Consider the following 21,832-nt stretch of genomic DNA (forward strand, 5'->3'; position numbering starts at 1 on the left):
ACATGGCGCGCGACAAGATTGCTTTGATTGGCTCCGGTCAGATCGGCGGAACGCTGGCTCACCTCATCGGCCTGAAAGAACTGGGCGACGTCGTGATGTTCGACATCGCCGAGGGCGTGCCGCAGGGTAAGGCGCTCGACATCGCGCAGTCCTCGCCGGTTGACGGTTTTGACGCGCACTACACCGGCGCGAATTCCTATGAAGCGCTTGATAACGCCAAGGTCTGCATCGTCACCGCCGGCGTGCCGCGCAAGCCCGGCATGAGCCGCGACGACCTCCTCTCCATCAACCTCAAGGTCATGGAGCAGGTCGGTGCCGGCATCAAGAAGTACGCCCCCGACGCGTTCGTCATCTGCATCACCAATCCGCTCGACGCGATGGTCTGGGCGCTGCAGAAGGCCTCGGGCCTGCCGCACAAGAAGGTCGTCGGCATGGCCGGCGTGCTGGATTCCTCGCGCTTCCGCTACTTCCTGGCCGACGAGTTCAACGTCTCCGTTGAGGACGTCACCGCCTTCGTGCTCGGCGGTCATGGCGACACCATGGTGCCGCTGGTGAAGTACTCCACCGTTGCCGGCATCCCGCTGCCCGACCTCGTCAAGATGGGCTGGACCTCGCAGGCGCGCCTCGACGAGATCGTCGACCGCACCCGCAACGGCGGCGCCGAGATTGTCAATCTGCTCAAGACCGGCTCGGCCTTCTATGCGCCCGCGGCCTCTGCGATCGCGATGGCCGAGAGCTATCTGCGTGACAAGAAGCGCGTGCTGCCCTCGGCCGCGTACCTGAACGGCGAATACGGCGTGAAGGACATGTATGTCGGTGTCCCCGTCGTGATCGGCTCCAAGGGCGTCGAGCGCGTCGTCGAGATCGAGCTCGCCGGCAAGGACCGCGAAGCCTTCGACAAGTCGGTGGGCGCGGTGCAGGGCCTCGTCGATGCCTGCAAAAAGATCGCACCCGATCTTCTCGGCCGCTAAGGGCAAACAATCCCGCCGAAGATCGAAACCCGGTCTTCGGCGGTTTCATTTCCGGACCCCGGCTGCAACACTTGCTGAAGACTGGGCGGGTTCCGGTTCCGCGATTTCGATGTCAAAGAATCCGGGTTGCAGTTCCTGTGGTATATGGTATGCCAGCCACAAGACTGAGGTGGGCCCCTAGGGGTCTCCGCCCGCGGGTTCAGGGAGCGACCATATGAATATCCATGAATATCAGGCCAAAGCGCTGCTGAACGAGTTCGGCGTAGCGATCTCGAAGGGCGTTCCGGTCCTGAAGGCCGCTGACGCGGAAGCTGCCGCCAAGGCCCTCCCAGGCCCGGTCTGGGTGGTGAAGAGTCAGATCCATGCCGGCGGCCGCGGCAAGGGCAAGTTCAAGGAAGCCTCGGCCGGCGACAAGGGCGGCGTCCGCATCGCCAAGTCGGCCGCTGAGGTCACCGAATTCGCCAAGCAGATGCTCGGCGCCACCCTCGTGACGATCCAGACCGGCCCCGCCGGCAAGCAGGTCAACCGCCTCTACATCGAGGACGGCTCCGACATCGACAAGGAATTCTACCTCTCGATCCTGGTCGACCGCGAGACCTCGCGCGTCTCGTTCGTGGTCTCGACCGAGGGCGGCGTCAACATCGAGGACGTCGCGCACAACACCCCCGAGAAGATCGTGACCTTCTCGGTCGATCCCGCGACCGGCATCATGGGCCATCACGGCCGCACCGTCGCCAACGCGTTGAAGCTCTCCGGTGATCTCGCCAAGCAGGCGGAAAAGCTCACCGCGCAGCTCTACGCGGCCTTCGTCGCCAAGGACATGTCGATGCTGGAGATCAACCCGCTGGTCGTGACCAAGCAGGGCCAGCTCCGCGTGCTCGACGCCAAGGTGTCGTTCGACGACAACGCGCTGTTCCGTCATCCCGAAGTGCTCGCGCTGCGCGACGAGACCGAGGAAGACGCCAAGGAAATCGAGGCGTCTAAGTACGACCTCAACTACGTCACCCTCGACGGCAACATTGGCTGCATGGTCAACGGCGCCGGTCTCGCCATGGCGACGATGGACATCATCAAGCTCTACGGCATGGCACCGGCGAACTTCCTCGACGTCGGCGGCAGCGCCAGCAAGGAGAAAGTCGCGGCTGCGTTCAAGATCATCACCGCCGATCCCAACGTGAAGGGCATCCTGGTCAACATCTTCGGTGGTATCATGAAGTGCGACGTGATCGCCGAGGGCGTCACCGCCGCCGTGCGCGAGGTCGGTCTCAGCGTGCCGCTGGTGGTTCGCCTCGAAGGTACGAACGTCGAGCTCGGAAAGAAGATCATCCGTGAATCCGGCCTGAACGTGGTACCGGCCGACAATCTCGACGACGCCGCGCAGAAGATCGTGAAGGCCGTCAAGGGAGGCTAACGCCATGACCCAAGACCATCTCTCCGCATCAGCCCCGCTTGCAGAGCATACGCGTCTCGCCGCGTTCGCCGGCGAATGGAATGGTGAAGAGGTGGTCTTTCCGTCGCGCTGGACGGCAGGGGGGCCGGCCACCTCGCACACCGTGGCGCGCATGGATCTCAACGGCTTCTATCTGATCCAGGACTCGGTGCAGATGCGTGACGGCAAGCAGATCTTCGCCACCCACGGCATCTTCACCTGGGACCGCGACGATCGGACCTACAAACTGTTCTGGTACGATTCACTCGGCTACACGCCGCCCTCGCCCGCCTCCGGCGGGTGGGTCGGCAAGACCCTGACGCTGGTGCGCGGCTCGCTCCGCGGCAATGCGCGCCACGTCTACGAGATCATCGACGACAATTCCTACTCGTTGAAGATCCAGTTCTCGCCGGACGCGGAAGGCTGGGCTGACGTGCTCACTGGCGTCTACCGCCGCATCCACTGACCTCTCACTCTGTTAGTTTCGCGAAAGCAGTCCTCATGTCCATCCTGATCGACAAGAACACCAAGGTCATTTGCCAGGGCTTCACCGGCAAGAACGGCACCTTCCATTCCGAAGCCGCGATGGTCTACGGCACCAAGATGGTCGGCGGCACGTCGCCGGGCAAAGGCGGCTCGACCCATCTGAACCTGCCGGTGTTCGACACCGTGCGCGAGGCGCGTGAGAAGACCGGCGCGGATGCATCGGTCATCTACGTTCCGCCGCCGGGTGCGGCCGACGCGATCTGCGAAGCCATCGACGCCGAGATCCCGCTGATCGTCTGCATCACCGAAGGCATCCCGGTCATCGACATGGTGCGCGTGAAGCGCTCGCTGGCCGGTTCCAAGTCGCGCCTGATCGGGCCGAACTGCCCGGGCGTCATGACCGCCGGCGAGTGCAAGATCGGCATCATGCCGGCCAACATCTTCAAGACCGGTTCCGTCGGCATCGTCTCCCGCTCTGGCACGCTGACCTACGAGGCCGTGTTCCAGACCTCGCAGGAAGGGCTCGGCCAGACCACGGCGGTCGGTATTGGCGGCGACCCGGTCAAGGGCACCGAGTTCATCGACGTCCTCGAAATGCTGCTGGCCGACCCCAAGACCGAATCGATCATCATGATCGGCGAGATCGGCGGTTCCGCCGAGGAGGACGCGGCCCAGTTCCTCAAGGACGAGGCGAAGCGTGGACGCAAGAAGCCGATGGTCGGTTTTATCGCCGGCGTGACCGCACCTCCCGGCCGCCGCATGGGCCATGCCGGTGCGATCATCTCGGGCGGCAAGGGTGACGCGGGTTCTAAGACCGACGCGATGAAATCTGCAGGGATTACAGTGTCGCCGTCTCCCGCCCGCCTCGGCCACACGCTTGCCGAAAAATTGAAAGGCTAATTCACTCCTTCGTACTTTTCCGGGCGAAGTTTCGCAGCAAATAGGATAAATGGTGCCTGTCGCGCTGAGCCTCTGCCGGGGAGCTCAGCGCGAGCGCCGTTTGTTATGCGCGAACCGAAATCGCCAGGAACTCAAGTATGTCTCGCCAGGACGCGAACGCAGCCTTTGCCCTCTCATCCTTTTTGCAGGGCACCAACGCCACCTACATCGACGAAATCTACGCCCGCTACGAGAAGGACCCATCCTCGGTCGACGCCGAGTGGCAGGAGTTCTTCAAGAGCCTCAACGACCAGCCCACCGACGTCCGGAAGAATGCCGAGGGCCCGTCCTGGGAGCGCGCCAACTGGCCATTGACGCCGAAGGATGATCTGACCTCCGCGCTGGACGGTAACTGGGCCGAGGTCGAGAAGGCGGTCGGCGCCAAGATCGCCGCCAAGGCGCAGGCCAAGGGAGCGGACGCCTCTTCCGCTGACGTGCTCCAGGCCACGCGCGACTCCGTCCGCGCGCTGATGCTGATCCGCTCCTACCGGATGCGTGGTCACTTCCACGCCAAGCTCGATCCGCTCGGCATCGAAGCCCCGCGCAACCGCGAAGAGCTCGACCCGCGCACCTACGGCTTCAGCGAAGCCGATTTCGACCGCAAGATCTTCCTCGATCACGTGCTCGGCCTCGAATACGCCAATTTGCGTGAAATCACCGCGATCTGCGAGCGCACCTATTGCCAGACGCTCGGCGTCGAATTCATGCACATCAGCAATGCTGCGCAGAAGGCCTGGATCCAGGAACGCATCGAGGGTCCGGACAAGGAGATCTCGTTCACCCGCGAAGGTCGCCGCGCCATTCTGATGAAGCTGGTCGAAGCCGAAGGCTTCGAGAAGTTCTGCGACACCAAGTTCACCGGCACCAAGCGTTTCGGCCTCGATGGCGCTGAATCGCTGATCCCCGCGCTCGAGCAGATCATCAAGCGCGGCGGCAATCTCGGCGTGAAGGAAGTCGTGCTCGGCATGCCGCATCGCGGCCGCCTCAACGTGCTGACCCAGGTGATGGGCAAGGCCCATCGCGCGCTGTTCCACGAATTCAAGGGCGGTTCGGCGAACCCGGACGCGGTAGAAGGTTCGGGCGACGTCAAGTACCACCTCGGTGCGTCCTCGGACCGCGAGTTCGACGGCAACCGCATCCATCTGTCGCTGACCGCAAATCCCTCGCATCTTGAGATCGTCGATCCCGTCGTGCTCGGCAAGGTTCGCGCGAAGCAGGACCAGCACGGTGATCCGCCGGATCAGCGCATCTCGGTGATGCCGCTCTTGATGCATGGCGACGCGGCGTTCGCCGGCCAGGGCGTGGTCGCCGAATGTTTCGGCCTGTCGGACCTGAAGGGCTACCGCACCGGTGGCTCCGTGCACTTCATCGTCAACAACCAGATCGGCTTCACCACGTATCCGCGTTACTCGCGCTCCTCGCCCTATCCGTCGGATGTGGCGAAGATGATCGATGCGCCGATCTTCCACGTGAACGGCGACGATCCGGAAGCCGTGGTGTTCGCCGCGAAGGTCGCGACCGAGTTCCGGCAGAAATTCCACAAGCCCGTCGTCATCGACATGTTCTGCTACCGCAGGCATGGCCACAACGAGGGCGACGAGCCGGCTTTCACCCAGCCGGTGATGTACAAGAAGATCGCGGCGCATCCGACGACGCTGGAGCTCTACGCCCGCCGCCTGATCAGTGAAGGCGTGCTGACCGAGGGCGAAGTCGACAAGGCCAAGGCGGACTGGCGCGCGCGGCTCGATGCCGAGCTCGAAGCCGGCTCCGGCTACAAGCCGAACAAGGCCGACTGGCTCGACGGCAAATGGGCCGGCTTCAAGATCGCCGACCAGGAGGAAGATGCGCGGCGGGGCGTCACCGGCGTCGATGTTGCCGAGCTGAAGGATATCGGCCGCAAGATCACCAAAGTGCCGGACGGCTTCCGCGTCCACCGCACCATCCAGCGGTTCCTCGAGAACCGCGCCAAGGCGATCGATACCGGCGCCGGCATCGACTGGGCGACCGGCGAGGCGCTGGCGTTCTGCACGCTGCTCAACGAGAACCATCACGTGCGCCTGTCAGGCCAGGATTCGGAGCGCGGCACCTTCTCGCAGCGTCATTCGGTCCTGATCGACCAGGAGGACGAGAGCCGCTACACGCCGTTCAATCATCTCGGCCATGAGCAGGGCCATTACGAGGTCATCAACTCGCTGCTGTCGGAAGAAGCCGTGCTCGGCTTCGAATACGGCTATTCGCTCGCAGAGCCGAACACGCTGACGCTGTGGGAAGCCCAGTTCGGCGACTTCGCCAACGGCGCGCAGGTCGTGTTCGACCAGTTCATCTCCTCGGGCGAACGCAAATGGCTGCGCATGTCCGGTCTCGTCTGCCTGCTGCCGCACGGCTATGAGGGCCAGGGACCGGAGCACTCCTCGGCGCGTCTGGAGCGCTATCTGCAGATGTGCGCGGAAGACAACATGCAGGTGGTCTACCCGACCACGCCGGCGAACTACTTCCACGTGCTGCGCCGTCAGCTTCATCGCGAGATCCGCAAGCCGCTGATCCTGATGACGCCGAAGTCGCTGCTGCGTCACAAGCGGGCGGTCTCGCGTCTCGAGGAGCTCGCCAAGGGAACGACGTTCCACCGCATCCTGTATGATGACGCCCAGATGCTGCCGAACGAGCCGATCAAGCTCGTTCCGGACGAGAAGATCCGCCGTGTCGTACTGTGCTCGGGTAAGGTCTATTACGACCTCTACGAGGAGCGCGAGAAGCGCGGCATCGACGACATCTATCTGATGCGCGTCGAGCAGCTCTATCCGGTGCCGCTGAAGGCGCTGGTGGCCGAGCTGTCGCGCTTCAAGAAGGCCGAAGTGATCTGGTGCCAGGAAGAGCCGCGCAACATGGGCGCCTGGCACTTCATCGAGCCCTATCTGGAATGGGTGCTGAACCAGGTGCACGGTGTGAGCCGGCGTCCGCGTTATGTCGGCCGCGCCGCTTCCGCCGCGACCGCCACTGGTCTGATGTCCAAGCATCAGGCGCAGCTGAAGGCGTTCCTGGACGAAGCACTGAGCTGAACTCTTTCAAACTGCGTCATGCCCCGCTCAAAAAAGCGGGGCATCCAGTAAGTCGCGACGTTCTCGTGAATGCGATGCGTCCCGCTTTGCTGGATGGCCTGCTTTTCGTCGGCCGTGACATCCGGAATTCATGACCGCCACTCGCGATCTCCTTAAGGAAAAGACCATGACTGAAATTCGTGTGCCGACGCTCGGCGAATCCGTCACCGAGGCCACCATCGGCCGCTGGTTCAAGAAGGCCGGCGATGCCGTCGCCGTCGACGAGCCCTTGGTGGAGCTCGAGACCGACAAGGTCACCATCGAAGTCCCGGCGCCGTCCGCAGGCACGCTGAGCGAGATCGTCGCTGCTGACGGGACGACCGTTGCGGTCGGCGCGCTGCTCGGCCAGATCACCGATGGTGCTGCCGGTGCAAAGCCCGCCGCCGCGCCCGCCAAGCCCGCTGCGGCTCCGGCGCCCGCCGCTGCGGCTCCGGCTGCTGCTCCCGCCGCGCCGAAGGCGCCGCCTGCCGATGCGCCGCTCGCCCCGTCCGTGCGAAAACTCTCCGCCGAGACCGGCGTCGATGCCTCGACCGTTCCGGGCTCCGGCAAGGACGGCCGCGTCACCAAGGGCGACATGCTCGCCGCGATCGAGCGTGCGGCCTCTGCGCCGACCCCGGTCAACCAGCCTGCCGCCGCCGTGCAGGTGCGCAGCGCCTCGCCTGCCGATGACGCCGCCCGCGAAGAGCGCGTCAAGATGACCCGGCTGCGCCAGACCATCGCGCGCCGCCTCAAGGACGTGCAGAACACCGCGGCCATGCTGACGACCTTCAACGAGGTCGACATGACCAACGTGATGGCGCTGCGCGCGCACTACAAGGATGCGTTCGAGAAGAAGCATGGCTCGAAGCTCGGCTTCATGGGCTTCTTCACCAAGGCCGTCGTGCAGGCACTGAAGGACATCCCGGCGGTCAACGCCGAGATCGACGGCACCGATTTGATCTACAAGAATTACTACCACATCGGCGTCGCCGTCGGCACCGACAAGGGCCTCGTCGTGCCGGTCGTGCGCGATTGCGACAACAAGTCGATCGCCGACATCGAGAAGGGCATCGCCGATTTCGGCCGCCGCGCCCGTGACGGCCAGCTCAAGATCGACGAGATGCAGGGCGGCACCTTCACCATCACCAATGGCGGCATTTACGGCTCGCTGATGTCGACCCCGATCCTGAACGCGCCGCAGTCCGGCATCCTCGGCATGCACAAGATCCAGGATCGCCCGATGGTCGTCGGCGGCAAGGTCGAGGTCCGCCCGATGATGTATCTGGCGCTGTCCTACGATCACCGTGTCATCGACGGCAAGGAAGCCGTCACCTTCCTGGTTCGCGTCAAGGAGAGCCTGGAAGATCCGGCGCGGCTGGTGCTGGACCTCTGATCCCTGATGCTCTGCAAGCGCCGTCGCCATGATGCGCGACGGCGTATGTCGAACCATGGAGGCGCGCGTGACGGATAAGGTCGTTGTCATCACCGGCGGCAGCCGCGGCATCGGGCGGGCGACCGCGCTTGCGACGGCCGCGCGCGGCTACCGCGTCGTGGTCGGCTATGCCAGCAACAAGAAGGCCGCCGACGAGGTGGTCGCCGAGATCGAGGCCGGCAACGGCAAGGCGATCGCAGTGAAATGCGATGTCGCCGAGGAAAGCGACATCCTCGACCTGTTCAAGGCCGCCGACAAGTTCGGCACGCTTGCCGCGCTCGTCAACAATGGCGGCATCGTCGGCAAGAGCGGCGTGCGCGTCGACGAGATGTCGGCCGAGCGTATCCAGCGCGTGCTGGCGGTCAACGTCACCGGCTCGATCCTCTGCGCGCGCGAGGCGGTGAAACGGATGTCGACCAGGCATGGCGGCAAGGGCGGCGTCATCGTCAATCTGTCATCGGTTGCTGCCAAGCTCGGCGCGCCCAACACCTATGTCGACTACGCGGCGTCGAAGGGCGCGATCGATTCCTTCACCACCGGCCTCGGTTATGAGGTCGCAAGCGAAGGTATTCGCGTCGCCGGTATTCGTCCCGGCCTGATCGACACCGATATTCACGCCTCCGGCGGTGAGCCCGATCGGCACCATCGTCTGGCCCATATGGTGCCGATGAAGCGCGTCGGCACCGCCGATGAAATCGCCAACGCCATCGTCTGGCTGATGTCGGACGAGGCCTCTTACGTTACCGCAGCTACTCTCGATGTGTCCGGCGGACGCTGACACATCCTCACAACGCTAAACTTACGGGACTTTCTCTCATGGCTACCTACGATCTCGTCGTCATCGGCACCGGACCTGGCGGTTATGTCTGCGCGGTGCGCGCAAGCCAGCTCGGCATGAAAGTCGCCGTGGTCGAAAAGAACGCCACACTCGGCGGCACCTGTCTCAATGTCGGCTGCATGCCGTCAAAGGCGCTGCTGCACGCGTCCGAGATGTTCGAGGAAGCGGGCCACTCCTTCGCCAAGATGGGCGTCAGCGTCTCCGCGCCGAAGCTCGATCTGCCGACGATGATGAACTTCAAGCAGCAGGGCATCGACGGCAACGTCAAGGGCGTCGAGTTCCTGATGAAGAAGAACAAGGTCGACGTGCTCAAGGGTACCGGCAAGATATTGGGCACCGGCAAGGTCGAAGTCTCCGCCGACGGCAAGTCGCAGGTGATCGAGACCAGGAACATCGTGATTGCGACCGGCTCCGACATCGCGCGCCTCAAGGGCATCGAGATCGACGAGAAGCGCATTGTGTCGTCGACCGGCGCGCTGTCGCTGGACAAGGTCCCCGGCAAGCTTCTCATCGTCGGCGCCGGCGTGATCGGCCTCGAGCTCGGCTCGGTGTGGAAGCGGCTCGGTGCCGAAGTCGTCGTCGTCGAATTTTTGGATCGCATCCTGCCCGGCATGGACGGCGAGATCGCCAAGCAGTTCCAGCGCATTCTCGAGAAGCAGGGTTTTGCGTTCAAGCTCGGCGCCAAGGTCACCGCGGTCGACTCCTCAGGCAAGACGCTGAAGGCGACGATCGAGCCCGCCGCCGGCGGCGCCGCCGAGACGCTCGAGGCCGACGTCGTGCTCGTCTGCATCGGCCGCGTGCCGTACACGGATGGCCTGGGTCTGAAGGAAGCCGGCGTTGCGCTCGATCCCCGCGGCCGGGTGCAGATCGATCCGCATTTCGCCACCAGCCTCAAGAGCGTCTATGCCATCGGCGATGTCGTCGCCGGCCCCATGCTCGCGCACAAGGCCGAGGATGAAGGCGTGGCGGTTGCGGAGATCATTGCGGGCCAGGCCGGCCACGTGAATTACGACGTTATCCCAGGCGTCGTGTATACCACCCCGGAAGTGTCCTCTGTCGGCAAGACCGAGGACGAGCTCAAGCAGGCGGGCGTGGCTTATACCGTCGGGAAGTTTCCCTTTACCGCCAACGGCCGCTCCAAGGTCAATCAGACCACCGACGGTTTTGTGAAGATTCTCGCAGATGCGAAGACGGATCGTGTGCTCGGCGTGCACATCATCGGCATCGAGGCCGGCGAAATGATCCATGAGGCCTGCGTTCTCATGGAGTTTGGTGGCAGTGCGGAAGATCTCGCCCGCACCTGCCACGCGCATCCGACCCGCTCCGAGGCAGTCAAGGAAGCCGCGCTTGCAGTCGGCAAGCGGGCCATCCATATGTAGCATCGCGCCCAGCGCTGAATCGGGCGGGAAACACATGCTGCGCCGCCTACTTCAACCGGTCTGGGTCCTGCTGGCGATCATCTTTTTGATCGAGGCCTGGCTTTGGGACCATTGCGAGCCGATCGTCGCGCGTGTTGTCGCGTTGATCCCGCTCGCCCGGTTCAAGGAGTGGTTGTCGGAGCGCGTTGACGCACTATCGCCTGCGATGACGTTGATCGTCTTCGCCGTCCCGATCATCCCGCTGTTTCCGCTCAAGCTGGTCGGCCTGTGGCTGCTCACGCATGAATACTGGACCAGCGCGGTCTTCACGATCCTGTTCGCAAAGATGCTCGGCGTCGGTGTGACCGCTTTCGTGTTTGACGTCACGCGCGACAAGCTTCTGGAGATGCACTGGTTCGAGCGGCTCTATGAGCTCGTGTTGAAAGTGCGCGCCAAGGCGACCGAGCTGGTCGAACCGGTCAAGCGCCGCATCCGCGAGCTGATCAAGGGCAACGGCGAAGGCTGGTCCTCGCGCACGCTCCGTCTGATCCAGCGCTTTCGCAAGAGCGTGCACGAGGCGCGCTGAGGGCGGCGGGCTCGCCTTTATCCTTCGTCATTGCGAGCGCAGGGAAGCAATCCAGAATCTTTCCGCGGTGACGGTCTGGATTGCTTCGTCGCTTCGCGCCTCGCAATGACGCGGTGAGAGCGCTGGCCGCAGCCCCTCACCCGTGCAGATGCAACAAATGCGGTGCCCACGCGCCGAGTACGGTCATGCCGAGCCCGGCGAGCGTCAGCAGGCCGGCGATCCAGGCGAGCGGCAGCATGCCGGTGATGATGGTGGCCGACGCCAGCACGATGCCGATCTGGAAGGCGGCGGACGCCAGCTCGAAGTGGTGATACTTCGCGGTCGCCTCGTCGCGTTGATGCTCGGCTTCCTTGGCCTTCTCGGCGAGCTGCTCGGTGCCTTCGCCGGTCTCGGGCTCCGAGCGGTAGCGCGCCGCGGTCTTCTGCCAGTCGTCGATCTGCTTCTGCACGGCGGCCTTCATGGCGTCATCGGTGGCGGCGCCCAGCGTCAGCTTGCCCTGGTCGGCAGCGGTCTGGACGACGGTGCGGCGGATGCTCTTGGCCTGGAAGAACGCCCAGAGATTGGAGGCCTCGACGTTCTTGGCAATGGACTCGGTCTGGGCGCCCTTGCCGAGCGTTTCCGAGATCGCCAGGAACAACGCCAGCACCGCGATCAGAAGCGCGATCTTCTTGTTCTCGCCCGATGCGTGCTCGGCATGCTCGGCGTGCTCCATGCTTTCATGTGCGCTCATGAGTCCCCTCCTGTGTCGGTTCCCAACGATTGACCGAACCGCGGGCGTCGCGCAAGAGGCATGCTAGCGATGACAGCTTGATGTCAGGAATCACCGGCGCGGATGCGCGCTCGCATAGACTTCCAGCAGCCGTTCAGAATCGATGCCGGTATAGATCTGCGTGGTCGAGAGCGAGGAGTGGCCGAGCAATTCCTGGATCGCGCGCAGGTCGCCGCCGCGCGACAGCAAATGCGTGGCGAAAGAATGCCGCAGCGCGTGCGGCGTAGCGCTGTCGGGTAGCCCAAGCGCACCGCGCAGCCGCTCCATCGCGAGCTGGATGATGCGCGGGCTCAGCGGACCGCCACGCGCGCCGACGAAGATCGGCCCGTCCTGCGGTAGCGTATGCGGGCACATCGCGACATAGTCCTGCACCAGCGCGAGCACGTTTTGCAGCACCGGCACCATGCGGGTCTTGTTGCCCTTGCCGGTGACGATAAGCACGTCGCCCTCGCCTGGCTTCGGCACCTCGCGGCGCTTCAGGCCGAGCGCTTCGGAAATGCGCAGGCCCGATCCATAGAGCAGCGCCATTACGGCGGCGTCGCGCGCCAGGATCCAGGTCTCGCGATCCTCGCCGGCGCGCTCGTCGGCGTCGGCCAGGCGCTTTGCCGATGCCATCGGCAGCGGCTTCGGCAAGGTTTTTGCGACCTTCGGTGCGCGGATGGCGGAGAGTGCGCCGACCTTGCCCTTGCCCTCGCGCTCGAGGAAGCGGCCGAACGAGCGCAGGCCCGCGAGCGCGCGCATCAATGAACGTCCCGCAATATCGTCGGCACGCCGCATCGCCATGAAGGCTCGGATATCGGTGGCTTCCAGCGACGCAAAACGCGCCAGCGTCACGCGTTCGCCCCAATGGCTGCACAGGAAATCCAGGCACTGCCGCAGGTCGCGGCCATAGGCCTCCAGCGTCTTCGGCGACAGCCGCCGCTCGGCGCCGAGATGCGCGAGCCAGCGCGCCATCTCCTGCGCGATCGAGGGATCGGCGCTGGCGAGCTCGATAGGTGGGGCGGCGGCTTTGCTCATGCGCTCTGGACGGAATGATTCCGCACAGTATATCGCATCACACCCGTTTACTGTTCGCTAAGGCCGCCACGGGGCGCTAGCTTCAAGGCCCCCAGGTTCCGATTCTCCCGCCATGGATCATTCGTCGCGCAGCCAAACCGCCCCCGCCAGCGCGACCCGCATGGTCGACGTGCTGGTGCCGGTCGCGCTCGACCAGACCTATTCCTACAAGGTGCCGCGCGGCATGGAGCTGAAGGCGGGCGATCTCGTCGGCGTGCCGCTCGGACCGCGCGAAGTGCTCGCCGTGGTCTGGGCGGAAAACGCCAATCCCGATCCGCGCCTGCACAACCGCCTCAAGGAGGTCAACGAGAAGCTCGATCTGCCCCCACTGAAGCCGGAGCTGCGTTCCGTCGTCGACTGGGTCGCCAATTACACGCTGAGCCCGCGCGGCATGGTGTTGCGCATGTGCCTGCGCATGGGCGAGAACCTCGGCCCCGAGCGCGTACGCGCCGGCGTGCGCCTGGTCGGCGATCCCCCGAAGCGGCTGACGCCGGCACGGCAGCGCGTGATGCAGGTGCTGTCGGACCGGCTGCTGCACGGCAAATCCGAGGCCGCCAAGGAAGCCGGCGTGTCGGCCGGCGTGATCGACGGCCTCGTCGACGAAGGCACGCTCACGGTCGAGCCGATGCCGCCGCCGCCTCCGCCGCCGGCGCCCGATCCGGAGTTCGGGCGGCCGGATTTTTCGCCGCTGCAGCGTGCCGGCGTGGATGCGATGCGGGCGCTTGCGGCCAATGGCACCTTCCACGTCGCGCTGCTCGACGGCGTCACCGGCTCGGGCAAGACCGAGGTCTATTTCGAGGCGATCGCGGAATCGATCCGCCGCGGCAAGCAGACGCTGATCCTGATGCCGGAGATCGCGCTCACCGGCCAGTTCCTCGACCGTTTCGCGCAACGTTTCGGCGTGCGGCCGATCGAGTGGCACTCCGAGCTGACGCCGCGCACCCGCGCGCGCAACTGGGCCGCGATTTCGGACGGGACCGCGCCGGTTGTGGTCGGCGCGCGCTCGGCGCTGTTTCTGCCTTACGCCAATCTCGGCCTGATCGTCGTCGATGAAGAGCACGACCAGGCCTACAAGCAGGACGAGGGCGTGCATTACCACGCCCGCGACATGGCGGTGGTGCGCGCGCATATCGCCAAGATCCCGATCGTGCTGGCGTCCGCGACGCCGTCGGTCGAGTCCGAGGTCAATGCGCGCAAGAACCGCTATCAGCGCGTCGCGCTGCCGTCGCGCTTCGGCGGCCAGCATATGCCGCATATCGAGGCGATCGACATGCGCCGCGAGCCGCCCGCGCGCGGCCGCTTCATCTCGCCGCGGCTCGCGGGCGAGATCAGAAAAGCGATCGAAAAGCACGAGCAGGCGCTGCTGTTCCTCAATCGCCGCGGCTATGCGCCGCTGACTCTCTGCCGGGCCTGCGGCCATCGCTTCGCCTGCACCATCTGCGATGCCTGGCTGGTCGATCACCGCTTTCGCCAGCGCCTGGTTTGTCACCATTGCGGCTTCTCGATGCCGCGTCCGCACGCCTGCCCGCATTGCGCGGCGGAGGAATCGCTGGTCGCGGTCGGGCCCGGCGTCGAGCGCTTGCAGGAGGAGGCGGCCGCGCTGTTTCCGAACGCGCGGACCATGGTGCTGTCGAGCGACCTCATCACCTCGATCGAGACCATGCGCAGCGAGCTTGCCGAGATCGCGGAGGGCCGGGTCGACATCATCATCGGCACGCAGCTCGTCGCCAAGGGCCACAATTTTCCGCGGCTCAATCTGGTCGGCGTGGTCGATGCGGATCTGGGCTTAAGCAACGGCGATCCGCGCGCGGCGGAACGGACCTGGCAATTGCTCAACCAGGTGATCGGCCGCGCCGGGCGCGAGCAGGGCCGCGGCGTCGGCTATCTCCAGACCCATCAACCCGATCATCCCGTGATGAAGGCGCTGATCGCCTGCGACCGCGAGGCTTTCTACGACAGCGAGATCGATCTGCGCGAGCGCACGCTCTATCCACCGTTCGGCCGGCTCGCGAGCCTGATCATTTCGGCTGGCGACCGTCCGAGCGCGGAAGGCCTGGGCCGCCGTCTCGTTGCGCTCGCGCCGCGTGACGAGCGCGTGGTGGTGCTCGGCCCGGCCGAAGCCCCGCTCGCCGTCATCAAGGGCCGCTACCGCTTTCGCATCCTGGTGAAGTCGGCGCGCGGTTTTGATCTCTCTGATTATCTGCGGAATTGGCTCGCGGTGTGCCCGAAGCCGAAGGGAAACCAAAAGCTCGAAGTGGATGTCGATCCGCAGAGCTTTTTGTAGGGCCCACCGCTCTCTCCCCGTCATTGCGAGGAGCGCAGCGACGAAGCAATCCAGAATCCCTCCGCGGAAGAACTCTGGATTGCTTCGCTTCGCTCGCAATGACGGGAGAGGGCTACGAAAAGCCAACAAAAAACCCGCCGTCCCCCAAGACGGCGGGCTTGTTTCGCCCGCGCTGTTCCCGCCGCTCACATGTCGGCGGACAATGACGAGAACTGCGCTTGTAGGTGAGGCGCTGACCGCGCCGTTAGGAGACGACTTCCGCGGTGACGCGGCCGACGCCGGCGCCGGTGAGGCCGATGGCGCGGGCAGCGCCCGTGGAGAGGTCGAGCACGCGGCCGCGCACGAACGGGCCACGGTCATTGATGGTGACGATGACGCTCGAGCCGCCATGGGTGACGCGCAGCTTAGTGCCGAACGGTAGCGAACGGTGCGCCGCGGTCATGGCGTTCTGGTTGAAGCGCTGGCCCGACGCGGTGCGGCTGCCGGACTCGTTGCCGTAATAGGAGGCCATGCCGGAGAAGCTGCGGCCCGTGCCCGACGACGGCGTCATCGACGCATTGGCGTTGCGCCAATCAGAGGTCGCGTTGGAGACGTCCTGGGCGGGGTGGTGGTGATGGTGAGAATAGCGGTGGTGATGTCTGGATTTGGCGGAAGCTTCGGTGGCAGTTCCCCCAACGAGGAGAGTTGCGGCGACAAAAGCGATCGCCGTGCGCGGCCGGGTCAAAGACAGCATTTAGTGGTCCCTACGCTAGTATTGCCACATATGTGGCTAGTGGAGCCCCCATCAATTTGTGAGCGGGTTGGCGTTTCGATTCCTAATGAGGCGTGAATTGGGCAGTAAATCCATTCGGTGTCATGCTGAAATATCTTGTGATCTGAATCGATATTCAGCGGAAGTTCCGGAATCTTTCGCTTTAACGATTTGTTAATTAATCGATTACTATCGAATACTGTAAAGCGAAGTTGTTATTCTTTGCGTTTAGAATTGGGTAAGTATTCGGTGGCCGAGGGCAGCGCGGCTTCGGTCACGCCTCAGCGAGCTGTGTTCATGGCCGCTATGCGCTGAGGGCAGGAACCAATGAGCCAGTTGTCGACGCAACGGTCGTGGCAATTCCGCGGCATGGCAGGTTCGCGGCAGGCTCCAGGCGGGTCGGCGATCTCTGATCACGGCGTGCGACGAACTGGCGAGAAACAGCCGAGCCTTTAAGTTGCCGTCATGTTGCACGTGCGCGCCTGCTATGTTAGCAAAGCCGCGATTTTAACGGACCCGGCACGTCCCGTGCCGGCCGAGAATCAAAGTCCCGCTTGAATTCCAAGGGCTTGGATCGCTAGGCGCCGCGTTGTGGCGACGGTTTTTCCCTTGCGAATTTGACAGCTAAAAGAGCGCGTCTGTGGCTGCAGAAGATACGTCCGTTTCAGGTGTGTCGGGCCGTTATGCAACGGCCTTGTTTGAACTGGCCCGCGACCAGAAGGTGGTCGATGAGGTCAAAGCCGATCTCGACAGGTTCGAGGGTCTGCTGAACGAAAGCGCGGATCTCAAGCGCCTCGTCCGCAGTCCGGTTTTCGCGGCTGACGCCCAGTCCAAGGCCCTCGCGGCCGTGCTGGACAAGGCGGGCATTGCCGGCATCTCCGCCAATTTCCTGAAAGTGCTGACCGCCAACCGCCGCCTGTTCGCGGTGGCTGACGTCATCCGCGCCTACCGCGCCCTCGTCGCCAGGTTCAAAGGCGAGGCGACCGCGGATGTCACGGTCGCGGAAACGCTCTCGGACAAGAATCTCGACGCCCTCAAGGTTGCCCTGAAGTCGGTGACCGGCAAGGACGTCGCGCTCAACGTGAAGATTGATCCCTCGATCATCGGTGGCCTCGTCGTGAAGCTTGGCAGCCGCATGATCGATAGTTCGCTTCGCACCAAACTCAATTCGATTAAGCACGCGATGAAAGAGGCAGGCTGATGGACATCCGCGCCGCGGAAATTTCCGCGATCCTCAAGGACCAGATCAAGAATTTCGGCCAGGAAGCTGAAGTCTCCGAAGTCGGACAGGTGCTGTCCGTCGGCGACGGCATCGCCCGCGTCTACGGTCTGGACAACGTCCAGGCCGGTGAAATGGTCGAGTTCGAGAACGGCACCCGCGGCATGGCGCTGAACCTCGAAACCGACAACGTCGGCGTCGTTATTTTCGGTGCCGACCGCGAGATCAAGGAAGGCCAGACCGTCAAGCGCACCCGCGCCATCGTGGACGCGCCGGTCGGCAAGGGCCTGCTCGGCCGCGTTGTCGACGGACTCGGCAACCCGATCGACGGCAAGGGTCCGATTCAGGCCGACAAGCGCATGCGCGTCGACGTCAAGGCGCCCGGCATCATTCCGCGCAAGTCGGTGAACGAGCCGATGGCGACCGGCCTCAAGGCGATCGACGCCCTGATCCCGATCGGCCGCGGCCAGCGCGAGCTGATCATCGGTGACCGTCAGACCGGCAAGACCGCGATTGCGCTCGACACCATTCTGAACCAGAAGCCGCTCAACGCGCAGCCCGACGAGAACATCAAGCTGTACTGCGTCTACGTCGCAGTCGGTCAGAAGCGCTCCACGGTTGCCCAGTTCGTGAAGGTGCTGGAAGAGCAGGGCGCGCTCGAATACTCGATCATCGTCGCCGCCACCGCGTCGGATCCGGCGCCGATGCAGTACATCGCGCCCTTCACCGGCTGCACCATGGGCGAGTACTTCCGCGACAACGGCATGCACGCGGTCATCATCTATGACGATCTGTCCAAGCAGGCCGTCGCCTACCGCCAGATGTCGCTGCTGCTGCGCCGCCCGCCGGGCCGCGAAGCTTATCCCGGCGACGTGTTCTATCTGCACTCCCGCCTGCTCGAGCGCGCGGCGAAGCTGAACAAGGACCAGGGCTCCGGCTCGCTGACGGCGCTGCCGGTCATCGAAACCCAGGCCAACGACGTGTCGGCCTACATCCCGACCAACGTCATCTCGATCACCGACGGTCAGATCTTCCTGGAAACCGACCTGTTCTTCCAGGGCATCCGTCCCGCGGTGAACGTCGGTCTGTCGGTCTCGCGCGTCGGTTCTTCGGCGCAGACCAAGGCCACCAAGAAGGTCGCCGGCAAGATCAAGGGCGAGCTCGCGCAGTACCGCGAAATGGCCGCGTTCGCGCAGTTCGGCTCCGACCTCGACGCCTCGACCCAGCGCCTGCTGAACCGCGGCTCGCGCCTGACCGAGCTCCTGAAGCAGCCGCAGTTCTCGCCGCTGAAGATGGAAGAGCAGGTTTGCGTGATCTGGGCCGGCACCAACGGCTATCTCGATCCGCTCCCGGTCAACAAGGTGCGCGCGTTCGAGGACGGTCTGTTGTCGCTGCTGCGCGGCAAGAACGCCGAGATCCTCAACTCGATCCGCGACACCCGCGACCTCACCGACGACACCGCCGCCAAGCTGAAGTCGGTCGTCGAGGGTTTTGCGAAGAGCTTCGCGTAGGAAACAACCGTCACGGCCGGGTTAAATCGCGAAGCGCGTCTTCGCATTTGATGTCCCGGCCGTCCACGCCTCGCGGCGTGAGTGACTAACACGTGGATGCCCGGGACGAGCCCGGGCATGACGACTGGGATAGGCTAGCGGCTCGATCATAAGCGTCGAACCGCCGGGGTGAACGAAGAATGGCGTCACTTAAAGACATGCGCGTCCGCATCGCCTCCACCAAGGCGACGCAAAAGATCACCAAGGCCATGCAGATGGTCGCGGCCTCGAAGCTACGCCGCGCGCAGACTGCCGCGGAAGCTGCGCGTCCCTATGCCGACAAGATGAGCGCGGTGATCTCCAACATCGCCAGTGCGGCTGCGGGTTCTCCCGGCGCGCCGACGCTGCTGGCCGGCACCGGCCGGGATCAGGTTCACCTGCTGCTGGTCTGCACCGGCGAGCGCGGTCTGTCCGGTGCATTCAACTCGTCGATCGTGCGTCTCGCCCGCGAGCGCGCCCAGGCGCTGATGGCGCAGGGCAAGGAAGTGAAATTCTTCTGCGTCGGCCGCAAGGGATACGAGCAGCTCCGTCGCCTGTTCGACAGGCAGATCGTCGAGCACCTCGATTTGCGCAGCGTGCGGCAGATCGGCTTCGTCAATGCCGAGGACATCGCCAAGAAGATTCTGGCGCGGTTCGACAACGGCGAGTTCGACGTTTGCACGCTGTTCTATTCGCGCTTCCGCTCGGTGATCGCGCAGATCCCGACCGCCCAGCAGATCATCCCGCTGGTCGTCGAGGAAGGGGCAGCCGCCAACACGACGTCTTACGAATACGAGCCGGAAGAGGACGAGATTCTCACGCGTCTTCTGCCGCGCAACCTCGCGGTCCAGATCTTCCGCGCGCTGCTCGAGAACAACGCCTCGTTCTACGGCGCTCAGATGAGCGCGATGGACAACGCGACGCGCAACGCCGGCGAAATGATCCGCAAGCAGACGCTGGTCTACAACCGCACGCGTCAGGCGCAGATCACCAAGGAACTGATCGAAATCATCTCGGGTGCCGAGGCCGTCTGACCAAGGCGCTTCAGTACCCGTCAAACGCAACATCCCGGTCACGCTGACCGCGGTTTACAAATTCGGATCGAAGGAGACACTCAATGGCTGCAGCCACCGGTCGCGTCACCCAGGTCATCGGCGCCGTCGTCGACGTGCAGTTCGAAGGCCACCTCCCCGCCATTCTCAACGCGCTCGAGACCAAGAACGGCGGCAATCGCCTGGTGCTCGAAGTCGCCCAGCATCTCGGTGAGTCGACCGTCCGCACCATCTCGATGGACACCACCGAAGGTCTGGTCCGCGGCCAGGAAGTGACGGACACCGGTTCGCCGATCCGCGTTCCCGTCGGTGAAGGCACGCTCGGCCGCATCATCAACGTCATCGGTGAGCCGATCGACGAAGCCGGCCCGGTCAAGACCGAAGGCCTCCGCGCGATCCATCAGGAAGCGCCGACCTACACCGACCAGTCGACCGAAGCCGAAATTCTCGTCACCGGCATCAAGGTCGTCGACCTCCTCGCGCCCTACGCCAAGGGCGGCAAGATCGGCCTGTTCGGCGGCGCCGGCGTCGGCAAGACCGTGCTGATTCAGGAGCTGATCAACAACGTCGCGAAGGCGCACGGTGGTTATTCCGTGTTCGCCGGCGTCGGCGAGCGTACCCGCGAGGGCAACGACCTCTATCACGAGTTCATCGAGTCCAAGGTCAACGCCGATCCGCACAATCCGGATCCGAGCGTGAAGTCGAAGTGCGCGCTGGTGTTCGGCCAGATGAACGAGCCCCCGGGCGCCCGCGCCCGCGTCGCGCTCACCGGCCTGACCATCGCGGAAGACTTCCGCGACAAGGGCCAGGACGTGCTGTTCTTCGTCGACAACATCTTCCGCTTCACCCAGGCCGGCTCGGAAGTGTCGGCGCTGCTCGGTCGTATTCCGAGCGCCGTGGGTTATCAGCCGACGCTCGCGACCGACATGGGCGCGCTGCAGGAGCGCATCACCACCACCCAGAAGGGCTCGATCACCTCGGTGCAGGCCATCTACGTTCCGGCCGACGACTTGACCGACCCGGCGCCCGCGACCTCGTTCGCGCACTTGGACGCGACCACCACGCTGTCGCGCTCGATCGCCGAAAAGGGCATCTATCCGGCGGTGGACCCGCTCGACTCGACCTCGCGCATGCTCTCTCCGCTGGTCGTCGGCGAGGAGCACTACGCGGTCGCCCGTCAGGTCCAGCAGGTGCTGCAGCGCTACAAGGCGCTCCAGGACATCATCGCCATTCTCGGCATGGACGAGCTTTCGGAAGAGGACAAGCTGACCGTGGCCCGCGCCCGCAAGGTCGAGCGCTTCATGTCGCAGCCGTTCCACGTCGCCGAAATCTTCACGGGTTCGCCGGGCAAGTTCGTCGACCTCGCCGACACCATCAAGGGCTTCAAGGGCCTGGTGGAAGGCAAGTATGACCACCTGCCGGAAGCCGCTTTCTACATGGTCGGCACCATCGAAGAGGCGGTCGAGAAGGGCAAGAAGCTCGCCGCTGAAGCGGCCTAAGAGGCGAATGGCGAATGGCGAGTAGCGAATAGTCCGCTGCTCCCGACCGCCACTCGCTATTCGCCACTCGCTACTCGCAGGTTTCCCATGGCCACCTTCCACTTCGATCTCGTCTCTCCGGAAAAGCTCGCGTTCTCGGGCGAGGTCGACCAGGTCGACATTCCCGGCGTCGAGGGTGATTTCGGCGTGCTGGCAGGTCATGCACCGGTCGTGGCTGCAATCCGCCCCGGCATCCTCACCGTCACCACCGGTGGCAAGCACGAGAAGATCATCGTGCTCGGCGGTCTTGCCGAAGTCTCGGAGAAGGGCCTCACCGTGCTCGCCGACGTCGCGACGTCGCTGGCCGAGCTCGACCGCGCCCAGTTCGCCGAGACCATCTCGGAGATGGAAGAAGGGCTGAAGGAGCACGAAGGCAACGAGCTCGATCAGGCCATCGAGCGGCTCGATCACTACAAGAGCATCCAGCAGCAGCTCAATTCGACGGCCATGCACTAAGCCCCGGGGCGCGGCTTCGGGGCTCACACGAAATTCCTGAATAAGTTCAGCGCGCGTCACGGTTG

General features: G+C 64.3%; 18 protein-coding genes. 15 read left to right on the plus strand and 3 right to left on the minus strand.

Annotated elements, in window-relative coordinates:
• Positions 1 to 2: 2 nt before the first annotated feature.
• From mdh to K3F49_RS29095, 9 genes are all read left to right on the plus strand, one after another.
• Entirely contained in the window at positions 3 to 971 is a 969-nt protein-coding gene (mdh, locus tag K3F49_RS29055) for a malate dehydrogenase (protein WP_094972741.1), read from the plus strand.
• 214 nt (positions 972 to 1,185) lie between these two features.
• Positions 1,186 to 2,382 (plus strand): ADP-forming succinate--CoA ligase subunit beta, encoded by a 1,197-nt coding sequence (gene sucC / locus K3F49_RS29060; protein ID WP_234684320.1) that lies wholly within the window; start codon positions 1,186 to 1,188, stop codon positions 2,380 to 2,382.
• Between the two features lie 4 nt (positions 2,383 to 2,386).
• The gene (locus tag K3F49_RS29065) at positions 2,387 to 2,866 is read left to right on the plus strand and encodes a DUF1579 family protein (RefSeq protein WP_234684321.1); all 480 of its coding nucleotides are present in this window, start codon (positions 2,387 to 2,389) and stop codon (positions 2,864 to 2,866) included.
• A gap of 35 nt (positions 2,867 to 2,901) precedes the next feature.
• A complete protein-coding gene (gene sucD / locus K3F49_RS29070; RefSeq protein WP_234684322.1) occupies positions 2,902 to 3,786 on the plus strand; it encodes a succinate--CoA ligase subunit alpha in 885 nt (294 codons plus the stop codon).
• 137 nt (positions 3,787 to 3,923) lie between these two features.
• Positions 3,924 to 6,881, plus strand: coding sequence for a 2-oxoglutarate dehydrogenase E1 component (locus K3F49_RS29075; RefSeq protein WP_234684323.1), 2,958 nt, complete (start codon positions 3,924 to 3,926; stop codon positions 6,879 to 6,881).
• Between the two features lie 166 nt (positions 6,882 to 7,047).
• Entirely contained in the window at positions 7,048 to 8,292 is a 1,245-nt protein-coding gene (gene odhB, locus K3F49_RS29080; RefSeq protein WP_234684324.1) for a 2-oxoglutarate dehydrogenase complex dihydrolipoyllysine-residue succinyltransferase, read from the plus strand.
• 55 nt (positions 8,293 to 8,347) lie between these two features.
• A complete protein-coding gene (locus K3F49_RS29085; protein ID WP_234684381.1) occupies positions 8,348 to 9,109 on the plus strand; it encodes an SDR family oxidoreductase in 762 nt (253 codons plus the stop codon).
• Positions 9,110 to 9,147: 38 nt separating this feature from the next.
• On the plus strand, positions 9,148 to 10,548 hold the full coding sequence (gene lpdA, locus K3F49_RS29090) for a dihydrolipoyl dehydrogenase (protein WP_234684325.1): 1,401 nt from the start codon (positions 9,148 to 9,150) through the stop codon (positions 10,546 to 10,548).
• A gap of 34 nt (positions 10,549 to 10,582) precedes the next feature.
• Positions 10,583 to 11,113, plus strand: coding sequence for a hypothetical protein (locus K3F49_RS29095; RefSeq protein ID WP_234684382.1), 531 nt, complete (start codon positions 10,583 to 10,585; stop codon positions 11,111 to 11,113).
• A gap of 136 nt (positions 11,114 to 11,249) precedes the next feature.
• Here K3F49_RS29095 and K3F49_RS29100 read toward each other — a convergent pair whose 3' ends face one another.
• Both K3F49_RS29100 and K3F49_RS29105 read right to left on the minus strand, forming a co-directional pair.
• On the minus strand, positions 11,250 to 11,843 hold the full coding sequence (locus K3F49_RS29100; protein WP_234684326.1) for a DUF4337 domain-containing protein: 594 nt from the start codon (positions 11,841 to 11,843) through the stop codon (positions 11,250 to 11,252).
• A gap of 90 nt (positions 11,844 to 11,933) precedes the next feature.
• A complete protein-coding gene (locus K3F49_RS29105) occupies positions 11,934 to 12,899 on the minus strand; it encodes a tyrosine recombinase XerC (RefSeq protein ID WP_234684327.1) in 966 nt (321 codons plus the stop codon).
• Between the two features lie 112 nt (positions 12,900 to 13,011).
• On the opposite strand from K3F49_RS29105, the gene K3F49_RS29110 reads away from it, so the two are divergent.
• A complete protein-coding gene (locus K3F49_RS29110; protein ID WP_234684328.1) occupies positions 13,012 to 15,222 on the plus strand; it encodes a primosomal protein N' in 2,211 nt (736 codons plus the stop codon).
• Positions 15,223 to 15,466: 244 nt separating this feature from the next.
• On the opposite strand, the gene K3F49_RS29115 is transcribed toward K3F49_RS29110, so the two are convergent.
• On the minus strand, positions 15,467 to 15,955 hold the full coding sequence (locus tag K3F49_RS29115; RefSeq protein WP_234684329.1) for a septal ring lytic transglycosylase RlpA family protein: 489 nt from the start codon (positions 15,953 to 15,955) through the stop codon (positions 15,467 to 15,469).
• A gap of 658 nt (positions 15,956 to 16,613) precedes the next feature.
• On the opposite strand from K3F49_RS29115, the gene K3F49_RS29120 reads away from it, so the two are divergent.
• From K3F49_RS29120 to K3F49_RS29140, 5 genes are all read left to right on the plus strand, one after another.
• Positions 16,614 to 17,174: a F0F1 ATP synthase subunit delta gene (locus tag K3F49_RS29120; protein ID WP_234684330.1), complete on the plus strand. Its 561-nt coding sequence runs from the start codon at positions 16,614 to 16,616 to the stop codon at positions 17,172 to 17,174.
• The gene (gene atpA / locus K3F49_RS29125; protein ID WP_234684331.1) at positions 17,174 to 18,703 is read left to right on the plus strand and encodes a F0F1 ATP synthase subunit alpha; all 1,530 of its coding nucleotides are present in this window, start codon (positions 17,174 to 17,176) and stop codon (positions 18,701 to 18,703) included. Before K3F49_RS29120 ends, atpA begins: the two co-directional genes overlap by 1 nt.
• 179 nt (positions 18,704 to 18,882) lie before the next feature.
• Complete coding sequence (locus K3F49_RS29130; protein ID WP_234684332.1) at positions 18,883 to 19,755, plus strand: F0F1 ATP synthase subunit gamma; 873 nt, start codon at positions 18,883 to 18,885, stop codon at positions 19,753 to 19,755.
• An 83-nt stretch (positions 19,756 to 19,838) separates the two neighbouring features.
• Positions 19,839 to 21,272 (plus strand): F0F1 ATP synthase subunit beta, encoded by a 1,434-nt coding sequence (gene atpD / locus K3F49_RS29135; RefSeq protein ID WP_234684333.1) that lies wholly within the window; start codon positions 19,839 to 19,841, stop codon positions 21,270 to 21,272.
• An 87-nt stretch (positions 21,273 to 21,359) separates the two neighbouring features.
• Positions 21,360 to 21,767, plus strand: coding sequence for a F0F1 ATP synthase subunit epsilon (locus K3F49_RS29140; protein WP_234684334.1), 408 nt, complete (start codon positions 21,360 to 21,362; stop codon positions 21,765 to 21,767).
• Positions 21,768 to 21,832: the final 65 nt, after the last annotated feature.

The organism is Bradyrhizobium monzae (assembly GCF_021458635.1).
Lineage (GTDB): Bacteria > Pseudomonadota > Alphaproteobacteria > Rhizobiales > Xanthobacteraceae > Bradyrhizobium.